Annotated in this window: 8 protein-coding genes and 1 pseudogene; 7 read left to right on the top strand and 2 right to left on the bottom strand. The window is 72.1% G+C overall.

Annotated elements, in window-relative coordinates:
- The first annotated feature begins 68 nt into the window (after positions 1-68).
- A complete protein-coding gene (gene secA / locus E4198_RS16820) occupies positions 69-2882 on the top strand; it encodes a preprotein translocase subunit SecA (RefSeq protein ID WP_136183884.1) in 2814 nt (937 codons plus the stop codon).
- A gap of 89 nt (positions 2883-2971) precedes the next feature.
- On the opposite strand, the gene E4198_RS16825 is transcribed toward secA, so the two are convergent.
- The gene (locus E4198_RS16825; protein WP_027764961.1) at positions 2972-3307 is read right to left on the bottom strand and encodes an Rv3235 family protein; all 336 of its coding nucleotides are present in this window, start codon (positions 3305-3307) and stop codon (positions 2972-2974) included.
- Between the two features lie 732 nt (positions 3308-4039).
- Between E4198_RS16825 and E4198_RS16830 the strand changes: the two genes are divergently transcribed.
- The 5 genes and pseudogenes from E4198_RS16830 (at position 4040) to E4198_RS16850 (ending at position 13748) form a co-directional block, all read left to right on the top strand.
- Positions 4040-4576: a hypothetical protein gene (locus tag E4198_RS16830; RefSeq protein ID WP_136183885.1), complete on the top strand. Its 537-nt coding sequence runs from the start codon at positions 4040-4042 to the stop codon at positions 4574-4576.
- Between the two features lie 82 nt (positions 4577-4658).
- Positions 4659-5348, top strand: coding sequence for an HAD family hydrolase (locus E4198_RS16835; protein ID WP_136183886.1), 690 nt, complete (start codon positions 4659-4661; stop codon positions 5346-5348).
- An 84-nt stretch (positions 5349-5432) separates the two neighbouring features.
- Positions 5433-5564, top strand: a pseudogene (locus E4198_RS25525) (transposase); the annotation flags it as partial.
- Positions 5565-6215: 651 nt separating this feature from the next.
- Positions 6216-11210, top strand: a complete 4995-nt coding sequence (locus E4198_RS16845) for an NAD-glutamate dehydrogenase (protein WP_136183887.1) — start codon at positions 6216-6218, stop codon at positions 11208-11210.
- A gap of 270 nt (positions 11211-11480) precedes the next feature.
- Entirely contained in the window at positions 11481-13748 is a 2268-nt protein-coding gene (locus E4198_RS16850) for a bifunctional glycosyltransferase family 2 protein/CDP-glycerol:glycerophosphate glycerophosphotransferase (RefSeq protein WP_136183888.1), read from the top strand.
- A gap of 25 nt (positions 13749-13773) precedes the next feature.
- Here E4198_RS16850 and E4198_RS16855 read toward each other — a convergent pair whose 3' ends face one another.
- Positions 13774-17484, bottom strand: a complete 3711-nt coding sequence (locus E4198_RS16855) for a bifunctional glycosyltransferase/CDP-glycerol:glycerophosphate glycerophosphotransferase (protein WP_136183889.1) — start codon at positions 17482-17484, stop codon at positions 13774-13776.
- A 296-nt stretch (positions 17485-17780) separates the two neighbouring features.
- On the opposite strand from E4198_RS16855, the gene rox reads away from it, so the two are divergent.
- Positions 17781-19220, top strand: a complete 1440-nt coding sequence (gene rox, locus E4198_RS16860) for a rifampin monooxygenase (RefSeq protein ID WP_136183890.1) — start codon at positions 17781-17783, stop codon at positions 19218-19220.
- Positions 19221-19368: the final 148 nt, after the last annotated feature.

The raw sequence follows: 19368 nt of genomic DNA on the forward strand, positions 1-19368 counted from the left end.
CGGGGGACTGCTCCGCCGTGCCCGCGCACCAGACCGTGCCAGGCCCGACCGGCAAGGAGTCACCCTACGTGTCCGTCTTCGGCAAGCTCATGCGCGCAGGTGAAGGAAAGATCCTGCGCAAGCTGGACCGCATCGCGCGGCAGGTGAATTCCATTGAAGAGGACTTCGTCGATCTCTCCGACGCCGAGTTGCGGGCTCTGACCGACGAGTACAAGGAGCGGTACGCGGAGGGCGAGAGCCTCGACGACCTGATGCCGGAGGCCTTCGCCACCGTCCGGGAGGCGGCCAAGCGCGTCCTCGGCCAGCGGCACTACGACGTGCAGCTCCAGGGCGGCGCCGCACTGCACCTCGGGTACGTCGCGGAGATGAAAACTGGTGAGGGCAAGACCCTGGTCGGCACCCTGCCCGCGTACCTCAACGCGATCTCCGGCGAGGGCGTCCACATCATCACCGTCAACGACTACCTCGCCCAGCGCGACTCGGAGTGGATGGGCCGCGTCCACCAGTTCCTGGGCCTGAGCGTGGGCTGCATCCTGGCGAACATGACGCCGGCGCAGCGCCGCGAGCAGTACGGGTGCGACATCACCTACGGCACCAACAACGAGTTCGGCTTCGACTACCTGCGCGACAACATGGCGTGGTCGAAGGACGAGCTGGTCCAGCGCGGACACAACTTCGCGATCGTCGACGAGGTGGACTCCATCCTCATCGACGAGGCCCGCACCCCGCTGATCATCTCCGGCCCCGCGGACCAGGCCACCAAGTGGTACGGCGACTTCGCCAAGCTGGTGAAGCGCCTGGAGAAGGGCGAGCCGGGCGACCCGCGGCTGGGCAAGGCCGAGACCGGCGACTACGAGGTCGACGAGAAGAAGCGCACGGTCGGCATCCACGAGAGCGGCGTGGCCAAGGTCGAGGACTGGCTGGGCATCGACAACCTCTACGAATCCGTCAACACGCCGTTGGTCGGCTACCTCAACAACGCGATCAAGGCCAAGGAGCTCTACAAGAAGGACAAGGACTACGTCGTCATGGACGGCGAAGTCATGATCGTCGACGAGCACACCGGCCGTATCCTCGCGGGCCGCCGCTACAACGAGGGCATGCACCAGGCCATCGAGGCCAAGGAGCAGGTCGACATCAAGGACGAGAACCAGACGCTCGCCACGATCACCCTGCAGAACTTCTTCCGGCTGTACGACAAGCTGTCCGGCATGACCGGTACGGCCATGACCGAGGCCGCGGAGTTCCACCAGATCTACAAGCTGGGCGTCGTCCCCATTCCGACGCACCGCCCGCTGGCCCGTGCGGACCAGGCCGACCTGATCTACCGCACCGAGGTCGCCAAGTTCGACGCGGTCGTCGACGACATCGCGGAGAAGTACGAGAAGGGCCAGCCGGTCCTGGTCGGCACGACATCCGTGGAGAAGTCCGAGTACCTCTCCAAGCAGCTCAACAAGCGGGGCGTGCGCCACGAGGTCCTCAACGCCAAGCAGCACGACCGGGAGGCCGTGATCGTCGCCCAGGCGGGCCGCAGGGGCGCCGTCACGGTCGCCACGAACATGGCCGGCCGCGGCACCGACATCAAGCTCGGCGGCAACCCGGACGAGATCGCCGAGGACGAGCTGCGGGCCAAGGGCCTGGACCCGGTGGAGCACTCCGAGGAGTGGTCGGCGGCGCTGCCGGCCGCGCTGGAGCGGGCCGAGAAGGCCGTCGAGACCGAGTTCGAAGAGGTCAAGGAGCTCGGCGGCCTGTACGTGCTGGGCACCGAGCGACACGAGTCGCGTCGCATCGACAACCAGCTCCGCGGCCGTTCCGGCCGTCAGGGCGACCCGGGTGAGTCCCGGTTCTACCTCTCCCTGGGCGACGACCTGATGCGGCTGTTCAAGGCGCAGATGGTCGAGCGCGTGATGGCCATGGCCAACGTCCCGGACGACGTGCCGATCGAGAACAAGATGGTCACCCGCGCCATCGCCTCCGCCCAGTCGCAGGTCGAGCAGCAGAACTTCGAGATCCGTAAGAACGTCCTCAAGTACGACGAGGTGCTCAACCGGCAGCGCGAGGTCATCTACGGCGAGCGTCGCCGCGTCCTGGAGGGCGAGGACCTGCACGAGCAGGTGCGGCACTTCATGGACGACACGATCGAGGCGTACGTCGAGGCCGAGACGTCGGAGGGCTTCGCCGAGGAGTGGGACCTGGACCGGCTCTGGGGCGCCTTCAAGCAGCTCTATCCGGTGCAGGTGACCGTGGACGAGCTGGAGGAGGCGGCCGGCGACCTGGCCGGTGTCACCTCCGACTTCCTCATCGAGTCCATCAAGGACGACATCCACGAGCAGTACGACGCGCGGGAGAAGGAGCTCGGCTCCGAGATCATGCGCGAGCTGGAACGCCGCGTCGTGCTCTCCGTCCTGGACCGCAAGTGGCGCGAGCACCTCTACGAGATGGACTACCTCCAGGAGGGCATCGGCCTGCGTGCCATGGCGCAGAAGGATCCGCTGGTGGAGTACCAGCGCGAGGGCTTCGACATGTTCCAGGCCATGATGGAGGGCATCAAGGAGGAGTCCGTCGGCTACCTGTTCAACCTGGAGGTTCAGGTCGAACGGCAGGTCGAGGAGGTTCCCGTGGCAGAGCGCGGGGCGGCGGAGGACCGGGGCAAGAAGGACGCCGTCCCGGCAGGCGCCGCGCCCGCCCCGGCGATCCGTGCCAAGGGTCTGGACGCGCCGCAGCGTCCGGATCGGCTGCACTTCTCGGCCCCCACCGCCGAGGGCGGCGTCGTCGAGGGCGAGATGCCGACCGGTGACGGACCGGTGCGGTCCCCCGCTGACGGCATGACCCGCGCGGAGCGGCGCAAGGCACAGAAGGGCGGCCGTCGCCGCAAGAAGTGAACGGCCGCGGGCGGTGCTCCTGGCGCGCCCGCCCGCCGACGGGCCGGGCCCGTGCTCCTCAGCGGGGCACGGGCCCGGCCCGCTTCGCGTCATCCCAGCTCGACCGCAGCACACCGCCAGCGCCGGTCCTCGCCCGCCTCCAGCCGGAACGCCATCGCCCGTTCGCGGCCGCCGGTGCTGATCCGGGCGCTGGCCTCGATCACGTCGTCCTCCAGGCGCATGCTGCGCACCGATGCCAGCACCGCGGCCCGCCGGTCCGCGCCGTCCGGACGCAGCGGCGCCCGTTCCGCGAGGGCGACGACCTGGTCGAAGGCCGTCCCGCGGGCGTGGCCCAGCAGGGCGTGCACCGGCCGGCGGCCGCTGAGCACCTCGACCAGCTGCTCGGCGAACCACCGCGACGGGGAGGGGCGTACGGCTGTCCGCACGCCGCCGCGGGCACCCGGACGCCGGGGGTCCCGCCGTCCGGGCGGGGCGGTACGGGCGGGGGCGCGCCGCCGTGGGCCGGGCCCGACGGGGGTGCGGGCGCCGGGCGGTGGCGTGCCCGCGGCCCGGCCTGCGGCGGCGCGGTCCCTGGCGTTCCCGGCGGCCCCATCGGCCCCATCGGCCCCGGTGGCCCCGGTGGCCCCATCGGCCCCATCGGTCCCGGTGTTCCTGGCGTTCCCGGCGGTCCGGGCACCGGGGCCGCCCGGGGAAGCGGAGGGAGCGGTGGTCGCGGAGCGTGAGGGCGCGGGTGACGACGGGTGCGTCCGCTGCTCGTCGGCGTGCGGCCGCCTCGGCTGCGGCACCGGCGGGCCTGCGGGCTCGCCGCCGGGTGTGCGCCGCTGGTCACAGGTGCTGGGCATGGGTTCTCCCCCGATCCGTGATGGGTGCTGCACGAGATGACTACTCGCCAGTAGCTCAGGTTCTAGCGGCGTCCCGTCGTCGGCCGCAACGCGCGGCGGGCCCGCGTCGTCGCGGAGTGTGATGCACCTATCCGGGTGAGCGGCTGTCGGGCGCTGACGCGCGAGGGTCCCGCTCGTGCGCTGCACAGCTCCGATACCGGGCCCACCCGTCCCGGCCGCCGGGCGGACCGGTCGTACCGGCGGCGGGCGCAGGAGTGAACGGCGGACCGTATGCTGACGGGGCAGTCGGAACGGCGATACACGAAAGCGGCAGCCATGCGCGTCTACGTCCCCCTGACCCTTCCCGCTCTCGCCGCCGCGCACCGCTCCGGCGCACTGGGTCCGGAAGCCTTCGACGCCTACGCCGTGACACCGGGGCTGCGCGAGTGGTACGTCTCCGACGACCTGGAGGAGCTGGAGTACGCCGCCCTCAACCGGGCCGCGCAGGCGTCGTTGCGCCTGCTGGCCTGCGACCCCGAGGCACCCCGGGTGCGTGTGGTGGTCGCGGTCGACGTCGCCGACGGCGCCGCGACCGCCGACCCCGACCGCAGTCCCGACCCCTCCGCGCTCGGCGAGGTCCGCGTCGCCGGGCCCGTGTCCCTCACCGATGCGGCGGCGGTGCACGTGGACGCCGAGGACGCCCGTGAGGACGTGTCCGCCGCGGCCGAGGCCCTCGGTGCGGCCGACAAGGGTGACGACGACGCCCGCTTCGTCGTGGACGGCGCCGAGGACCACGAACTGCTGTGGTTCGCCACCCAGGAGATCGACACTCTGCTGGGCCGAGCGTCCGGTGGTCCAGCGTCCGAGAGCTGAGCGTGCACAGGCCCGGAGGGGCCCGGGAGTGCGCCGGAATTCCGTTACCGCGCTGTCGGACCCGGCGCGTACGGTGCTGCACATGGCATCTCCGCAGCACGCAGGCACCACCCACATCGTCTGGGACTGGAACGGGACGCTCCTCCACGACATCCACGCCGTCCTCGACGCGACGAACGCCGCGTTCGCGGAGACCGGTATGCCATCGATCACCCTGGAGCGCTACCGCGACCTGTACTGCGTTCCCGTCCCCCGTTTCTACGAACGGCTGATGGGGCGGCTGCCCACGGACGAGGAGTGGGCGGCCATGGATGCGATGTTCCACCGGCACTACTGGGAGCGCGCCGAGGGCCTGGGCCTCACCGAAGGCGCGGCGGAGCTGCTGGCCGCCCGGCAGGCCGCCGGGCACACGCAGTCGCTGTGCTCGCTCGCGCCGCACGACATGCTGCTGCCCCTGATCCGCACGCACGGCATCGACGCCCATTTCCTGCGGGTGGACGGCTCCACCGGTGACAACGCCGGCGGCAAGGCCGCCCAGATGGCGCGCCACCTGGCGGCGCTGGAGGGCGTCGGTTCCGACCGGACGGTGGTCATCGGCGACGCGGTGGACGATGCGGTGGCGGCCGCGCACGTCGGGGCGAGGGCCGTGCTGTACACCGGCGGTTCGCACAGCCGCGCCAGTCTGGAGGAGGCGGGCGTGCCCGTCGTCGACACCCTCGCCGAAGCGGTCGAGGCCGCGGACCGTATCGCCTCCGGCGTCCGCCACGTCTGACTGTGAGGAGTGTGGTGGCTTCTCCGACGGGTCTGACTCACCGTCTGACCGACGCCTCGCGGTTGTCTTTCAACCGCCCAGGCCGCACCGGAGCTGCTGGCTCTGCAGGGCGTCGGCGCGGACGTGGCCGGTCAGCTTCTGGCCACGGCTGCGGACAATCCCGACCGGTTGCACTCGGAAGCCGCCTTCGCACATCTGTGTGGCGTCGCCCCGATAGGTCACGCCGGCCGGAGGAAGCCCCGCTTCGGGTGGTGGTGTGTCTACCTCGAGCGCCGCACCGCCACCGTCCCAACCGTGGTGGTGACCGCGCCGCCCGCCACGTGGTCCAGGGACCGCGTCAGGACGCGGTGGAGGCCTCATCGCAGCCGCTTGACATCCATAGGAGCATCGCCCCGCCCAGGGACCGGGTCCGCCCGCTCACCTCCGCAGCGGCGCGCAGCCACGTGCGGCGTCGCCCGGGCCGGGTGAAGCAGGGGCAGGGAGGGAACGGCCGCGGGCCCGCCGCGGACGGGTGACCGGGGCGTCGGAGGAGGTGCGCGCCGCGTCGCGGCTCCGCCGCGGGGACGCCGGGAAGGGCCGCGCGGTTTCGTCCATATCGGCAGGTTTCCCGGAGGGATTTTTGTACGCCGTACCAATCGGCCACCGCATCCGAGGGGGTACGTTGGTGCGCGTGACCAGCGCGATACACGCGGAGGGCGCCGACGCCCTCGCCCCGCGCCCCGGGGGACACCGCTCCGGGGCCGTCGCCGCTGGTCACCGCATCCGGCATGACGTCTCACTTCTGCGGACACCCCGTGCTGTGTGTGACGTCGTCGTGCCCACACCACACCGACGTCACGCAACGGCGCGCGACAGGAGTCAGAGGACATGCAGACCAAGCTGGACGAAGCCAAGGCCGAGCGGCTCGCCGAGGCGGTTCGAGTAGCCGAGCAGAGCCCGCTGGGAGGCCAGAAGACCAAGGGTCTCCAGCCGCACTCCCTCGGCGCGTATCTCCAGCGCTACTACCTGCACACCGCCCCGGAGGACCTGACCGACCGGGACCCGGTCGACATCCTCGGTGCGGCTCTCGCCCACCACACCCTGGCGCAGGACCGTCCGCAGGGCACGGCGAACGTACGGGTCTACACCCCCTCCGTGGACGAGAACGGCTGGGCCTGCACGCACACGGTCGTCGAGGTGGTCACCGACGACATGCCCTTCCTCGTCGACTCCGTCACCAACGAGCTGTCCCGCGAGGGCCGCGGCATCCACGTCGTCGTGCACCCGCAGATGATCGTCCGCCGCGACGTCACGGGTGCGTTGCTGGAGGTGCTGGACGCGGGCCGCGACCCGTTCTCACCCGCTGCGACCACGCATCGCCCGGAGGAGCTGCCGGACGACGCGGTGCATGAGTCGTGGATTCACGTCGAGATCGACCGTGAGACGGACCGCGAGGACCTCCAGGAGATCCGCGAGAGTCTGCTGAGCGTCCTGTCGGACGTCCGCGAGGCCGTCGAGGACTGGACGAAGATGCGCGACGCCGCCCTGCGCATCGCGGACGAGCTGACGGACGAGGCGGCCCCGGACGACCTGCGCGAGGGCGAGCTGGAGGAGGCCCGCGAGCTGCTGCGCTGGCTGGCCGACGACCACTTCACCTTCCTCGGCTACCGCGAGTACGAGCTGGAGACCGAGGGCGACGGCGGTGACGGCGAGGGGACGCTGCTGCTGGCCGCCAAGGCGGGCACCGGCCTGGGCGTGCTCCGCTCCGACCCGCGGCACGTGGACGACGAGGGGCACCCGGTGTCGCCGTCGTTCAACCGGCTGCCGTCGGACGCCCGTGCCAGAGCGCTCGAGCACAACCTGCTGATTCTCACCAAGGCCAACAGCCGTGCCACCGTGCACCGCCGCTCCTACCTCGACTACGTCGGCGTGAAGAAGTTCGACGCCGACGGGAACGTGGTGGGCGAGCGCCGCTTCCTTGGCCTGTTCAGCTCGGCGGCCTACACCGAGTCGGTGCGCCGCGTGCCGGTGATCCGCCGCAAGGTGGCCGAGGTGCTGTCGACGGCGGGCTTCACCCCGGACAGCCACGATGGCCGGGACCTGCTCCAGATCCTGGAGACGTACCCGCGCGACGAGCTGTTCCAGACGCCGGTCGAGGAGCTGCGCGCGATCGTCACCTCGGTGCTCTACCTCCAGGAGCGCCGCCGGCTGCGGCTCTACCTGCGCCAGGACGAGTACGGCCGGTACTACTCGGCGCTGGTGTACCTGCCGCGCGACCGCTACACCACGGCCGTGCGGCTGCGGCTGATCGACATCCTGACGGAGGAGCTGGGCGGCACCAGCGTCGACTTCACGGCGTGGAACACCGAGTCGATCCTCTCTCGGCTGCACTTCGTCATCCGGGTGAAGCCCGGCAGTGCGCTGACCGAGCTGACCGACGAGGAGACGGACCGCATCGAGACCCGGCTGGCCGAGGCCGCCCGGTCGTGGGCGGACGGCTTCACCGAGGCGCTGGTCTCCGAATGCGGCGAGGAACAGGCCGCCGAGCTGGCGCACCAGTACGCCAACGCCTTCCCGGAGGGCTACAAGGCCGACTTCCCGCCCCGCGCCGCGGTCGCGGACCTCCAGCACATCCAGAAGCTGCGCGGCGGCGGCGAGGAGCGTGGCTCGGACGTGGAGCGTCCGGACTTCGCGCTCAGTCTGTACGAGCCGGTGGGCGCCGCGATCGGCGAGCGCCGCTTCAAGATCTACCGCACCGGCGAGCCGGTGTCGCTGTCGGCGGTGCTGCCGGTGCTCCACGCGCTGGGCGTCGAGGTGGTCGACGAGCGGCCGTACGAGCTGAAGGCCTCCGACCGCAGCCGCGCGTGGATCTACGACTTCGGGCTGCGGATGCCCGTGTCGCAGATGAAGTCCTTCGGCGACGACGCCCGCGAGCGCTTCCAGGAGGCGTTCAGCGCGGTGTGGACGGGCCGTGCGGAGAACGACGGCTTCAACACGCTGGTGTTCACCGCGGGGCTGACCTGGCGACAGGCGATGGTGCTGCGCGCCTACGCGAAGTACCTGCGGCAGGCCGGCGCGACCTTCAGCCAGGACTACATGGAGGACACCCTCCGGCACAACGTCCACACCACCCGGCTGCTGGTGAACCTGTTCGAGGCGCGGATGTCGCCGGAGCGGGCGCGGGCCGGGCACGAGCTGACCGACGCGATGCTGGAGGAGCTGGACGCCGCACTGGACGAGGTCGCCAGCCTGGACGAGGACCGCATCCTGCGCTCGTTCCTCACCGTCATCAAGGCCACGCTGCGCACCAACTACTTCCAGCGCGACACCTACGGCGAGCCGCACGCGTATGTGTCGATGAAGCTCGACCCGCAGCAGATCCCCGATCTTCCGGCGCCGCGTCCGGCGTACGAGATCTGGGTGTACTCGCCGCGCGTGGAGGGCGTGCACCTGCGGTTCGGCAAGGTCGCGCGCGGCGGTCTGCGCTGGTCCGACCGCCGGGAGGACTTCCGGACCGAGATCCTGGGCCTGGTGAAGGCGCAGGAGGTCAAGAACACCGTCATCGTGCCGGTGGGCGCCAAGGGCGGCTTCGTCGGCAAGCAGCTGCCCGACCCCGCGGTGGACCGGGACGCCTGGCAGGCGGAGGGCATCGCCTGCTACCGGACCTTCATCTCCGGTCTGCTGGACATCACCGACAACCTGGTGGCTGGCGAGGTCGAGCCGCCGACGGACGTGGTGCGGCACGACGAGGACGACACCTACCTGGTCGTCGCGGCGGACAAGGGCACCGCGAAGTTCTCCGACATCGCCAACGAGGTGGCGACGGCGTACGGCTTCTGGCTGGGCGACGCGTTCGCCTCCGGCGGCAGCGCGGGCTACGACCACAAGGGCATGGGCATCACCGCCAAGGGCGCCTGGGAGTCGGTGAAGCGCCACTTCCGGGAGCTGGGCTACGACACCCAGACGCAGGACTTCACCGTTGTCGGCATCGGCGACATGAGCGGCGACGTGTTCGGCAACGGCATGCTGCTGTCGGAGCACATCCGGCTGGTGGCCGCGTTCGACCACCGGCACATCTTCCTCGACCCGGACCCGGACGCCGCGACCTCGTACGCCGAGCGCAGGCGCGTCTTCGACCTGCCGCGTTCCTCGTGGGAGGACTACGACACCTCACTGATCTCGGCGGGCGGCGGCGTCCACCCGCGCAGCGCCAAGTCGGTGCCGATCACCCCGCAGGTGCGCAAGGCGCTGGGTATCGAGTCCGGAGTCAGCAAGATGACGCCGGCCGACCTGATGCGGGCCATCCTGTCCGCCCCGGTCGACCTGCTGTGGAACGGCGGCATCGGCACGTACGTGAAGGCGTCCACCGAGTCGAACGCCGACGTCGGGGACAAGGCGAACGACGCCATCCGGGTGGACGGCCAGGACCTGCGGGTGAAGGTCGTCGGTGAGGGCGGCAACCTGGGCCTGACCCAGCTCGGCCGCATCGAGTACGCGCACCACGGCGGCCGCATCAACACCGACGCGATCGACAACAGCGCGGGCGTGGACACCTCGGACCACGAGGTGAACATCAAGATCCTGCTGAACGCGGTGGTCACGGCCGGCGACATGACCGTCAAGCAGCGCAACGCGCTGCTCGCCGAGATGGAGGACGAGGTCGGCGCGCTGGTGCTGCGCAACAACTACGCGCAGAACGCCGCCCTGGCCAACTCCCTGGAGCAGGCTTCCAGCCTGCTCCACGCCCACCAGCGGCACATGCGACGGCTGACGAAGGAGGGCAAGCTCGACCGCCAGCTGGAGTTCCTGCCGGGCGACAAGCAGATCCGGGAGCGGCTGAACAGCGGCCTCGGGCTCACCCAGCCCGAACTGGCTGTGATGCTCGCCTACACCAAGATCGTCGTCACCGAGGACCTGCTGGCCAGCGACCTGCCCGACGACGCGTATCTCCAGCAGCTCGCCCTGGCGTACTTCCCGAGGGCGCTGTGCGAGCGGTTCGAGCAGGAGATCCACGAGCACGCGCTGCGCCGCGAGATCATCACGACGCTGCTGGTCAACGACGCGATCAACACCGGCGGCTCCTCGTTCGTGCACCGGCTGAAGGAGGAGACCGGGGCGTCCACGGAGGAGATCGTCCGGGCGCACACCGCGGCCCGCGCGGTCTTCGGCCTGGGCGCCATCTGGGACGAGGTCGAGTCGCTGGACAACAAGGTGTCGGCGGAGATCCAGACCCGCATCCGGCTGCACTCGCGGCGGCTGGTGGAGCGCGCCACGCGCTGGCTGCTCAACAACCGGCCGCAGCCCCTCCAGCTCACCGAGACGATCGAGCTGTTCGGCGAGCGGGTGGCCACCGTGTGGGCCGAGCTGCCCAAGCTGCTCCAGGGCGACGACCTGGAGTGGCACCGCAAGGTGCACGACGAGCTGGCCGGTGCGGGCGTGCCGGAGGACCTGGCGCGTAAGGTGGCTGGCTTCTCGGCGGCGTTCCCCGCGCTGGACGTCGTCGCGGTCGCCGAGCGCACCGGGAACAGCCTGCTGGACGTCGCCGAGGTGTACTACGACCTGGCCGACCGGCTGGCCATCACCCAGCTCCAGGAGCGGGTCGGCGAGCTGCCGCGTTCCGACCGCTGGCAGTCCATGGCCCGCGCGGCGATCCGCGAGGACCTGTACGCGGCCCACCAGCTGCTGACGGCGGATGTACTGGCGTCCACGGACGAGACGGCGGGCGCCGGGCAGCGCTTCACGGCCTGGGAGGAGAAGAACTCCGCCATCCTGCACCGCGCCCGGGCGACGCTGGAGGAGATCCACGCCTCGGAGTCCTTCGACCTGGCGAACCTGTCGGTGGCCATGCGGACCATGCGCACGCTGCTGCGCAGCAACCGCTGACGGCCGCGTAGCGCACCCGAGCACCGGGCACGGCCCGTCTCCCGTACTGCGGGAGGCGGGCCGTCGCCGTTCTCGTCCGCGTCCCGGGGAGTATCCCCGTCCGCGTCTCCGTTCACATTCCCCCGAGTGCCCCACCGGAGTACGAAAGCGGGCATACTGTGCGACGATTTCTGGCACGTGGTCGACGGAACCCATCCGCCGCCGCGCGCAGCAGCCGCCTCATCCGTCGCGTACGTGTTCGAACGAGTCGAGTCGGGGATTCGGGAGCTCATGCCACGTCTCAGCATCGTCGTACCGGTCTTCAAGGTTCAGGGCTACCTCCGCGAGTGCCTGGACTCGATCCTGCGCCAGTCCTTCACCGACCTGGAGGTCATCGCGGTCGACGACTGCTCGCCGGACGGCAGCGGCCGCATCCTGGACGAGTACGCCGCACGCGACGGCCGGGTCACCGTGCTGCACCTGCCGGAGAACGTCGGGCTCGGCCGCGCCCGGAACGCGGGCGTCGAGCGCGCGACCGGCGACTACCTGCTCTTCCTCGACAGCGACGACAGCTACCTGGACGGCGCCTTGGAGGCCATCGCCCGGCGGCTCGACGCCTGTGGCGACCCGGACGTGCTGGTCTTCGACCACGTGCGCTCGTTCTGGTGGAACGTGGTCCGCCCCAGCCAGTTCGGCGAGGTCCTCGCCGCCGTCGGCGACCGCACCGCGAGCGTGTTCGAGGAGCCCGCGCTGCTGGAACTCTTCGCCGTCGCCTGGAACAAGGCCTACCGGCGCGCGTTCTACCGGGCAGGCGGCCTGGCCTTCCTGCCCGGTCTGTACGAGGACGCCCCGCTGGCGTACGAGGCGATGATCACCGCGGAACGGGTCGGCTGCCTGGACCGCGCCTGCGTGGACTACCGGCAGCGCTACCAGGGCGCCATCACCCGCTCGCCGGGCCGGAAGCATTTCGACATCTTCCCCCAGTACGCCTCGCTGTTCGCCTTCCTCGACGAGCGCCCGCACCTGGACCCGCTGCGTCCGGTGATCTTCGAGCGCATGATCAACCACTTCGTGTTCTGCCTCGGGCGCCCCGACCGGGTACGGCCCGTCGACCGCCGCGAGTACTTCGGCGTCGCCGCCGCCTTCCACCGCCGCTACCGCCCGCAGGACTACCACCCACCCGCCGGCCGTTCCGGGCTGGCGCACCGCGCCGTCGCCTCCGGACGTTTCCCGCTCTTCGCCTCCGTGGACGCCGCCCGCGAGATGCACCGCCGCGGCACGTCCGGGGTACGGCTCTCCCGGCGCACCGCTGGGAAGGTCGCCTACCGGGCGCTGTACCGGATGCAGCGCCGGCTGCCGCTCGACGAGCACCTCGCCGTCTACAGCGCCTACTGGGACCGCGGGATGCGCTGCAATCCGGCCGCGATCGAGGCCAAGGTCCGCGAGCTGGCGCCGCACGTGCGCAGCGTGTGGGTGGTGCGCCGGGAGGCCGTCGAGTCGCTGCCGCCCGGCGTCGACTACGTGCTGCCGCGCAGCGTCCGCTACTGGCAGGTCATCGCCCGCGCCACGTACCTGGTCAACAACGTCAACTTCCCCGACTACGTGGTCAAGCGGGAGGGCCAGGTCCACCTCCAGACCCACCACGGCACGCCACTGAAGCGGATGGGCCTGGACCAGCAGCCGTTCCCCGCGGCGGCGGCCGGGATGAGCTTCCGCCGCCTGCTGCACCGGGCGGGCCGCTGGGACTACAGCATCTCGGCCAACCCGCACTCCACCGAGATGTGGGACCGCGTCTACCCGTGCCCGTACGAGCACCTGGAGACCGGCTACCCGCGCAACGACGTCTTCTCCACCGCCACCTACGACGACGTCCTCGCGATCCGCGAACGTCTCGGCGTCCCCCGGGACCGGGTGGCCCTGCTGTACGCGCCCACCATGCGCGACTATCGCAAGAGCTTCGTCCCCGAGCTCGACCTGGTGCGCATCGCGCAGGAACTCGGCGACGGCTACGTGCTGATGGTGCGCACACACTACTTCTACGGCCAGGACCCGCGCCTGGAGGAGCTGGAGCGGCAGGGCCTGCTGCTGGACGTGTCCGCGCACGACAGCGTCGAGGAGCTGTGCCTTGCCTCCGACGGGCTGATCACCGACTACTCGTCGGTGATGTTCGACTACGCCAACCTGGATCGGCCGATCCTCACCTACGCCCCGGACTGGGAGGCGTACCAGGCGGCCCGTGGCGTCTACTTCGACCTCCTCTCCGGCCGTCCGGGCGAGACCCCGGGGACGGTGGCGCGCACCGAGGGGGAGCTGATCGCCGCCCTCACCTCCGGCGCCTGGCGCGGTGAGGACGCCGCCCGGCTGCGAGCGGCGTTCCGGGAGCGCTTCTGCCCCTGGGACGACGGGCGGGCGGCCGAACGCGTGGTGCGCCGTGTGTTCCTGGGCCAGGACGCCGACGCACTCCCGCCCGTGGTGCCGGTCGCCGCCCGGCGGCCGCCGCGCGCCGTGCACCACGACGACGCGTCCTCCGCCGGGCGGCCCGCCGCCCCGGTCGTCTGAAGGGTGCGGCCCGAGCGCCGGGCTCTCAGTCGAACATGCGGTCCACGACCCGGGCCGCTGCCGTGCCGTCGTCCAGGTCGCAGAACGCCCGGCGGAAGTCCGCGTACGCGTCTCGGTGCACGTCCGCCACCGCGTCCACCTCGCGCAGCGCCTCGATCACCTCGTCCGAGGATGACAGCAGCGGTCCCGGCGCGCGCCGCTCGAAGTCGAAGTAGAAGCCGCGCAGCACATCCCGGTAGTGGTCGAGGTCGTAGGTGTGGAAGAGCATCGGCCGCCCGGTGTGCGCGAAGTCGAACATCACCGACGAGTAGTCGGTGACCAGCACGTCCGCGACGAGCAGCAGTTCTGCCAGGTCAGGGTGCGCGGAGACGTCCCGCACGAAACCGTCGGCGGTGCCGGGGACACTGTCGGCGACCAGATAGTGCTTGCGCACCAGCAGCAGGTGGTCCGCGCCGAGCGCGTCCCGCGCGGCGGCGAGGTCCAGCCGCAGGTCGAAGCGGCAGTTCGCGCGGTCGTACCGGTTGTCGTCCCGCCAGGTGGGCGCGTACAGCACCACGCGGGTGTCGAGGGGGATGTCCAGCCGGCGCCGCACCTCCTCCGCACGCTTCTCCCGGTCCTCCGTGTACAGCAGGTCGTTGCGCGGGTAGCCGGATTCCAGCACCTCGCCCTCGTAGCCGAACGCACGGCGCAGGATCGGGGTGCTGAAGCGGTTGGGGGAGAGCAGCACGCTCCACTCCGCGGCGCGGGCGGGCAGGCTCTCCAGATAGGAGCGGTTGGCGAAGTCGGTGTCCGCCAGATCCAGACCGATGCGCTTCAACGGCGTCCCGTGCCAGGTCTGCACCGCGGTCTGACCGTCACGCCGGGAGAACCAGCGGGGGAAGTGGGTGTTGCCGATCAGCCAACGGCTGCGCGCCAGTGCCTCGTGCCACCGGGCGCTGCCCATCGCCACCGCCTCCGCGCCGGACGGCACCAGCGCCTGCCCATCGCGCACCACCCACAGGTGCTCCACGTCCGTGCCGCGCCGCAGCACCTCCTCGTGCACCGCGCGCGGGGAGTCGGAGTACTGACGGCCGTCGAAGCTGTGGTACAGCACCGCGTCCCGCAGCGGCTGCCTCCGCGCGAGCGGATAGTGCAGGGTGCTGAGCCGGTGCTGCCCGTACGCGCCGCGCTCGGTCTCGGCGAGGTCGGAGCCGGAGGCGAGGAACAGCCGGTCGTGGTAGCGGCGTTCGGCGGTGAACGCGCGTCCGCCCGGCCCGCTGCTGCGGTGCGTCAGCGGCAGTGTGTCCAGCGCCGCGGGGTACAGCCGCACCGGCAGGTCGTGGTGCCGCGTCTCGGCGCCGACCGCCCGCAGGAACGGGAACCAGCGGCCCTGCCGCAGCGGCAGCTCGCCGGGCGCGGCACCGGCCGGACGCAGCGCGGTGCGGAAGCGTTCGCCGGACCTCTCCAGCGGCGCGGTCACCTCCTGACGGTGGCCGCTGTGCTGCCACACCACCTCCAGCTCCTCCCCGACTGCCTCGGGAAGCACGCCCTCGACGGCCAGTTCGCCGTCCGGGCTCCAGGACACCCGGTCCGCCACCGGATGCACCGGGCGGTCGGTCAGGGCCAGCAGACCCTGCGCGTCGGGACCGGCGTACAGCTCGCGCGGCGCGTGCTCACCGGACGCAGCCAGGGGCGCCCGCAGGGGTGCGCTCGCGGGCTGTTGCGCGGAGGGAACGACGATCCGGCAGGTGGTCTCGTCCGCGAGGGACAGGGCCGGCCGCCAGCGGTCGGTGCCGCGCTGCCGAGCGGCGCCCTCGGCAGCGTCGGGTCCGGCGCCGGTCTCCTCCGCCTCGCCCTCCTCACCCTCCTCGCCCTCCAGGGCGCGAGCGGCCGCGAGGGCGGAGGCGAGTTCGGCCGCCGCGACCGACACGGCGTACGGCGTCCAGCCGTCGTCGGCCGGCGCGGTGGACGCGTCCGGCCGGACGGGCAGTTCGACCTCCGTACCCGACTGCTGGTGCGCCATCCGCAGCGCCACCGGCCGGTGCGGTTTCCGCACCGCGAGGGTCGCGTGCCAGACGCCGTCCGCGATCCGCTGCCCGGTCAGCCGCGCGGTGGTCTCCTCCACCGTCAGCCGCAGCCGTCCGCTGGCGAAGCTCGCCGACACCCGGCGGTCGCCGGGCAGTTCGCGCACCGGAGGCTGCGCCCCCGATCCCTCGCTGCCGGCCTTGACGCCGCCGCTGCGCACCAGCCCGCCGGTCACCACGCCCAGACACACCGTCCAGCTCGCGCTGCGCCGGTCGCCGCGCAGCGCGGTCAGCAGCCGCTCGGGGTCCACGGTGATCTCGAAGCCGGACGCGTCGTAGGAGTACGTGCGCTGGCGGGAGTTGCGGGTGGCCTCGGGGGCCGGGACGGTCCGTACCCGCAGTGGCAGGCGCCGTCGGCTGCCACCGCCCAGGCGCAGCCAGCCGAACTTGCGGGAGCGCTGCGGGCGGTCGGCGTCCGCGGACCGGACGTAGCCGTAGCCGCGCAGCAGCAGCGTGCCGTCCGGCTGCCAGCGTGCCTCCCGCAGCCGGGCGTGCAGGGGTTGCTCGGCGGAGCGGACCCGGCCGATGCGGTGGGGCACCTCGATGGGGCTGCCGTCCGGTCGCAGGTATGTCGCAGTGCGGCGCGGCCCGCGACCGGTGACGTGGAAGACGTGGGGGTTGTCCCGCTCGAAGGCGAGGGCGGCGAGCAGGTCGTCGGTGCGGCCCTCGCGGACCAAATGCCACTTGATGCGTGACGGCAGCGGCAGCGCGGCGACCACGGCGGGGTCGACGCGGGTGAGGAAGTCGCGGGTGAGGGCGGCGAACTCGGCCTGGAAGCCCTCGTCCGCCTCCGGGAACGCGGCCAGGTAGGGCGCGAGGTCGATGGTGAGCACGCCGGTGTCGAAGTGGCGCTCGTCCTCGCCGCGGTGGCGGCGGTCGGCGGGCCGGCCGTGCACGAACCGGCTCACCGCGTCCAGGGCCCTGACCAGTTCGCGCAGCTCCGCACCCGCGCTCGCCCCCCGGGCGCGCGGCGCGCCGGCCACCGGCGCGCCGGGCTCCGGACGGTCTGCGCCGGAGTCCCGGCGGTGTAGCACCGGTTCGCCCACCACGTCCACGGCGGTGGCGAGGAAGTGCGCCGGCACCACCAGACGCAGGTCGGTCTGGCCCGCCTCCTCCGGCCAGGACAGCGCGTGGCGCTCCCAGAAGGCGCGACGGAAGACCTTCGTGCCGGCCATCCTGTCCCGGGCCAGATTGCGGTGCCGGGTCACGTGCGTGGCGGGCCGGTCGCGGTCCAGCGGCCTGCCCAGCAGAGGTGTCCGGCCGGGGCGGCCGTCCGCGCCGAGCCGTACGGCGTTGCCGGTGGCGAAGTCGGAACCGGTCTCCTCCAGGGTCCCGAGCAGCCGCTCGTACGCGGTGGGCGGCAGGGTGTCCTCGGGGTCGAGGAACGCGAGGTAGGGGATCTTGGCGCCGGTGTGCCGCAGGCCCGCGTTGCGGGCCCGGCCGGTGCGGCCCTGGCCTCCCGGCGGGCGGTCGGCCTCCCGCACGACGCGGAACCTCCGGTCCCCCGCGGCGAACGCGCGCGCCGCGGCCGCCACCGATGCATCCTCCGGACCGTCGTCCACGAGGACGACCTCCAGGTCCGCCGCCGTCTGGGCCGCCAGCGACCGCAGACACGGCAGCAGGGCGGCGTCGGTGGTGGGGAGGGGGACGACGACGCTGAGGCGCGGGCTCATCGGGATGCACGTCCGTTCATCGGGGCGAGACTTCTGCCACGATGCCCAACCGGTGACGGCCCGGGACGGTCACCGTACGCGATCCGTACGGGTGAGACGTGCGCTCCGGGAAGGCCGGATGCGGCACGCTCACAGGAGCCTCGCGAGGGGCGCCCCGGCCCGGAAAAAACGGAAGGCAAGGAGGTCGGAGACTCCTTGCCACCCTCAACGTATAGCGCATGGGGGGCCTTGCGGCAAGGTCCCCGTCGTGCCGCACAATCACCGGCCGAAGCCGGAACCAGGAAGACGGGGACTGCATGACGAACGACGTGATCGTGGTGGGCGGCGGGCCGACCGGCATGATGCTGGCCGCCGAGCTGCGGCTGTGGGGTGTGCGCACACTGGTGCTGGAGAAGGCGGCGGAGCCTTCCGCGTTCGTCCGCTCGCTCGGGCTGCACGTGCGCAGCATCGAGGTGATGGACCAGCGCGGCCTGCTGGAGCGGTTCCTCGCGGAGGGGCGCAAGCATCCGCTGGGCGGGTTCTTCGCCGGCATCGCCAAGCCCGCCCCCGAAGGGCTGGACACCGCCCACGGCTACGTGCTGGGCATTCCGCAACCGGTCACCGACCGGCTGCTCGCCGAGCGTGCCGCCGAGCTGGGCGCCGGCATCCGGCGCGGCTGCGACGTGGCCGGGCTGGAGCAGGACGAGCAGGGGGTGACCGTCGAGCTCGCCGACGGTGCGCGGCTGCGTGCGCGCTGGGTCGTCGGGTGCGACGGCGGCCGCAGCACGGTGCGGAAGCTGCTCGGCGTCGGCTTCCCCGGCGAGCCCAGCCGTACCGAGACGCTGCTGGGCGAGATGGAGGCGACCGCTGCGCCGGAGACGATGGCCGCCGTGACGGCGGAGGTGCGCAGGACCGAGCTGCGGTTCGGCGCCGGACCCGTCGGCGACGGGGTGTGCCGGGTCGTCGTGCCCGCCGAGGGGGTGGCCGAGGACCGTGCGGTCGCGCCCACCCTGGAGGAGTTCCGGCACCGGCTGCGAGCGGTCTGCGGCACCGACTTCGGTGTGCACTCGCCCCGCTGGCTGTCCCGTTTCGGCGACGCCACGCGGCTGGCCGAGCGGTACCGGAGCGGCCGGGTGCTGCTGGCCGGCGACGCGGCGCACATCCACCCGCCGGTCGGCGGGCAGGGACTCAACCTCGGCGTGCAGGACGCCTTCAACCTCGGCTGGAAGCTGGCGGCCGAGGTCCGCGGCACGGCGCCGGAGGGGCTGCTGGAGAGCTACGAGACCGAACGGCGCCCGGTGGCTGCCGATGTGCTGGACAACACCCGCGCACAGATGGTGCTGATGTCCACCGAGCCGGGGCCGCAGGCGGTACGGCGGCTGGTCTCGGAGCTGATGGACTTCGAGGAGGTGAACCGGCATCTGGTCGAGAAGATCACGGCGACGGCCGTCCGCTACGACGCCGGGGAGGGGCACGCTCTGCTGGGGTTGCGGATGCGCGACGTGCAGCTGAAGCGGGGCCGCCTCTACGCGCTGATGCACGGTGGCCGGGGGCTGCTGCTCGACCGGGCGGGGCGACTCTCGGCGGCGGGCTGGGCCGACCGCGTGGACCACGTGGTCGACGGGAGCGACGAACTGGACGTTCCCGCGGTGCTGCTGCGCCCGGACGGGCATGTGGCGTGGGTGGGAGAGGAGCAGGAGGAGCTGACCGGCCCGATGGAGCGGTGGTTCGGGGCCGCGGCCCCGGCCGGTGCCTGACACCCCCCGTGCGGCCGGACGGCGACGGCCGCGGCGCCCTCGGGCGACCGCGGCCGTCTCCGCGCCGGGCGCGCCCGTGGCCGGAGGAGGGTCCGGAACGGAACGCGCCCGGCGCGGGGTGGGCTCGGGCAGGACGGGCGAATCGTCC

This window comes from Streptomyces sp. RKND-216 (assembly GCF_004795255.1).
Taxonomy (GTDB): domain Bacteria; phylum Actinomycetota; class Actinomycetes; order Streptomycetales; family Streptomycetaceae; genus Streptomyces; species Streptomyces hazeniae.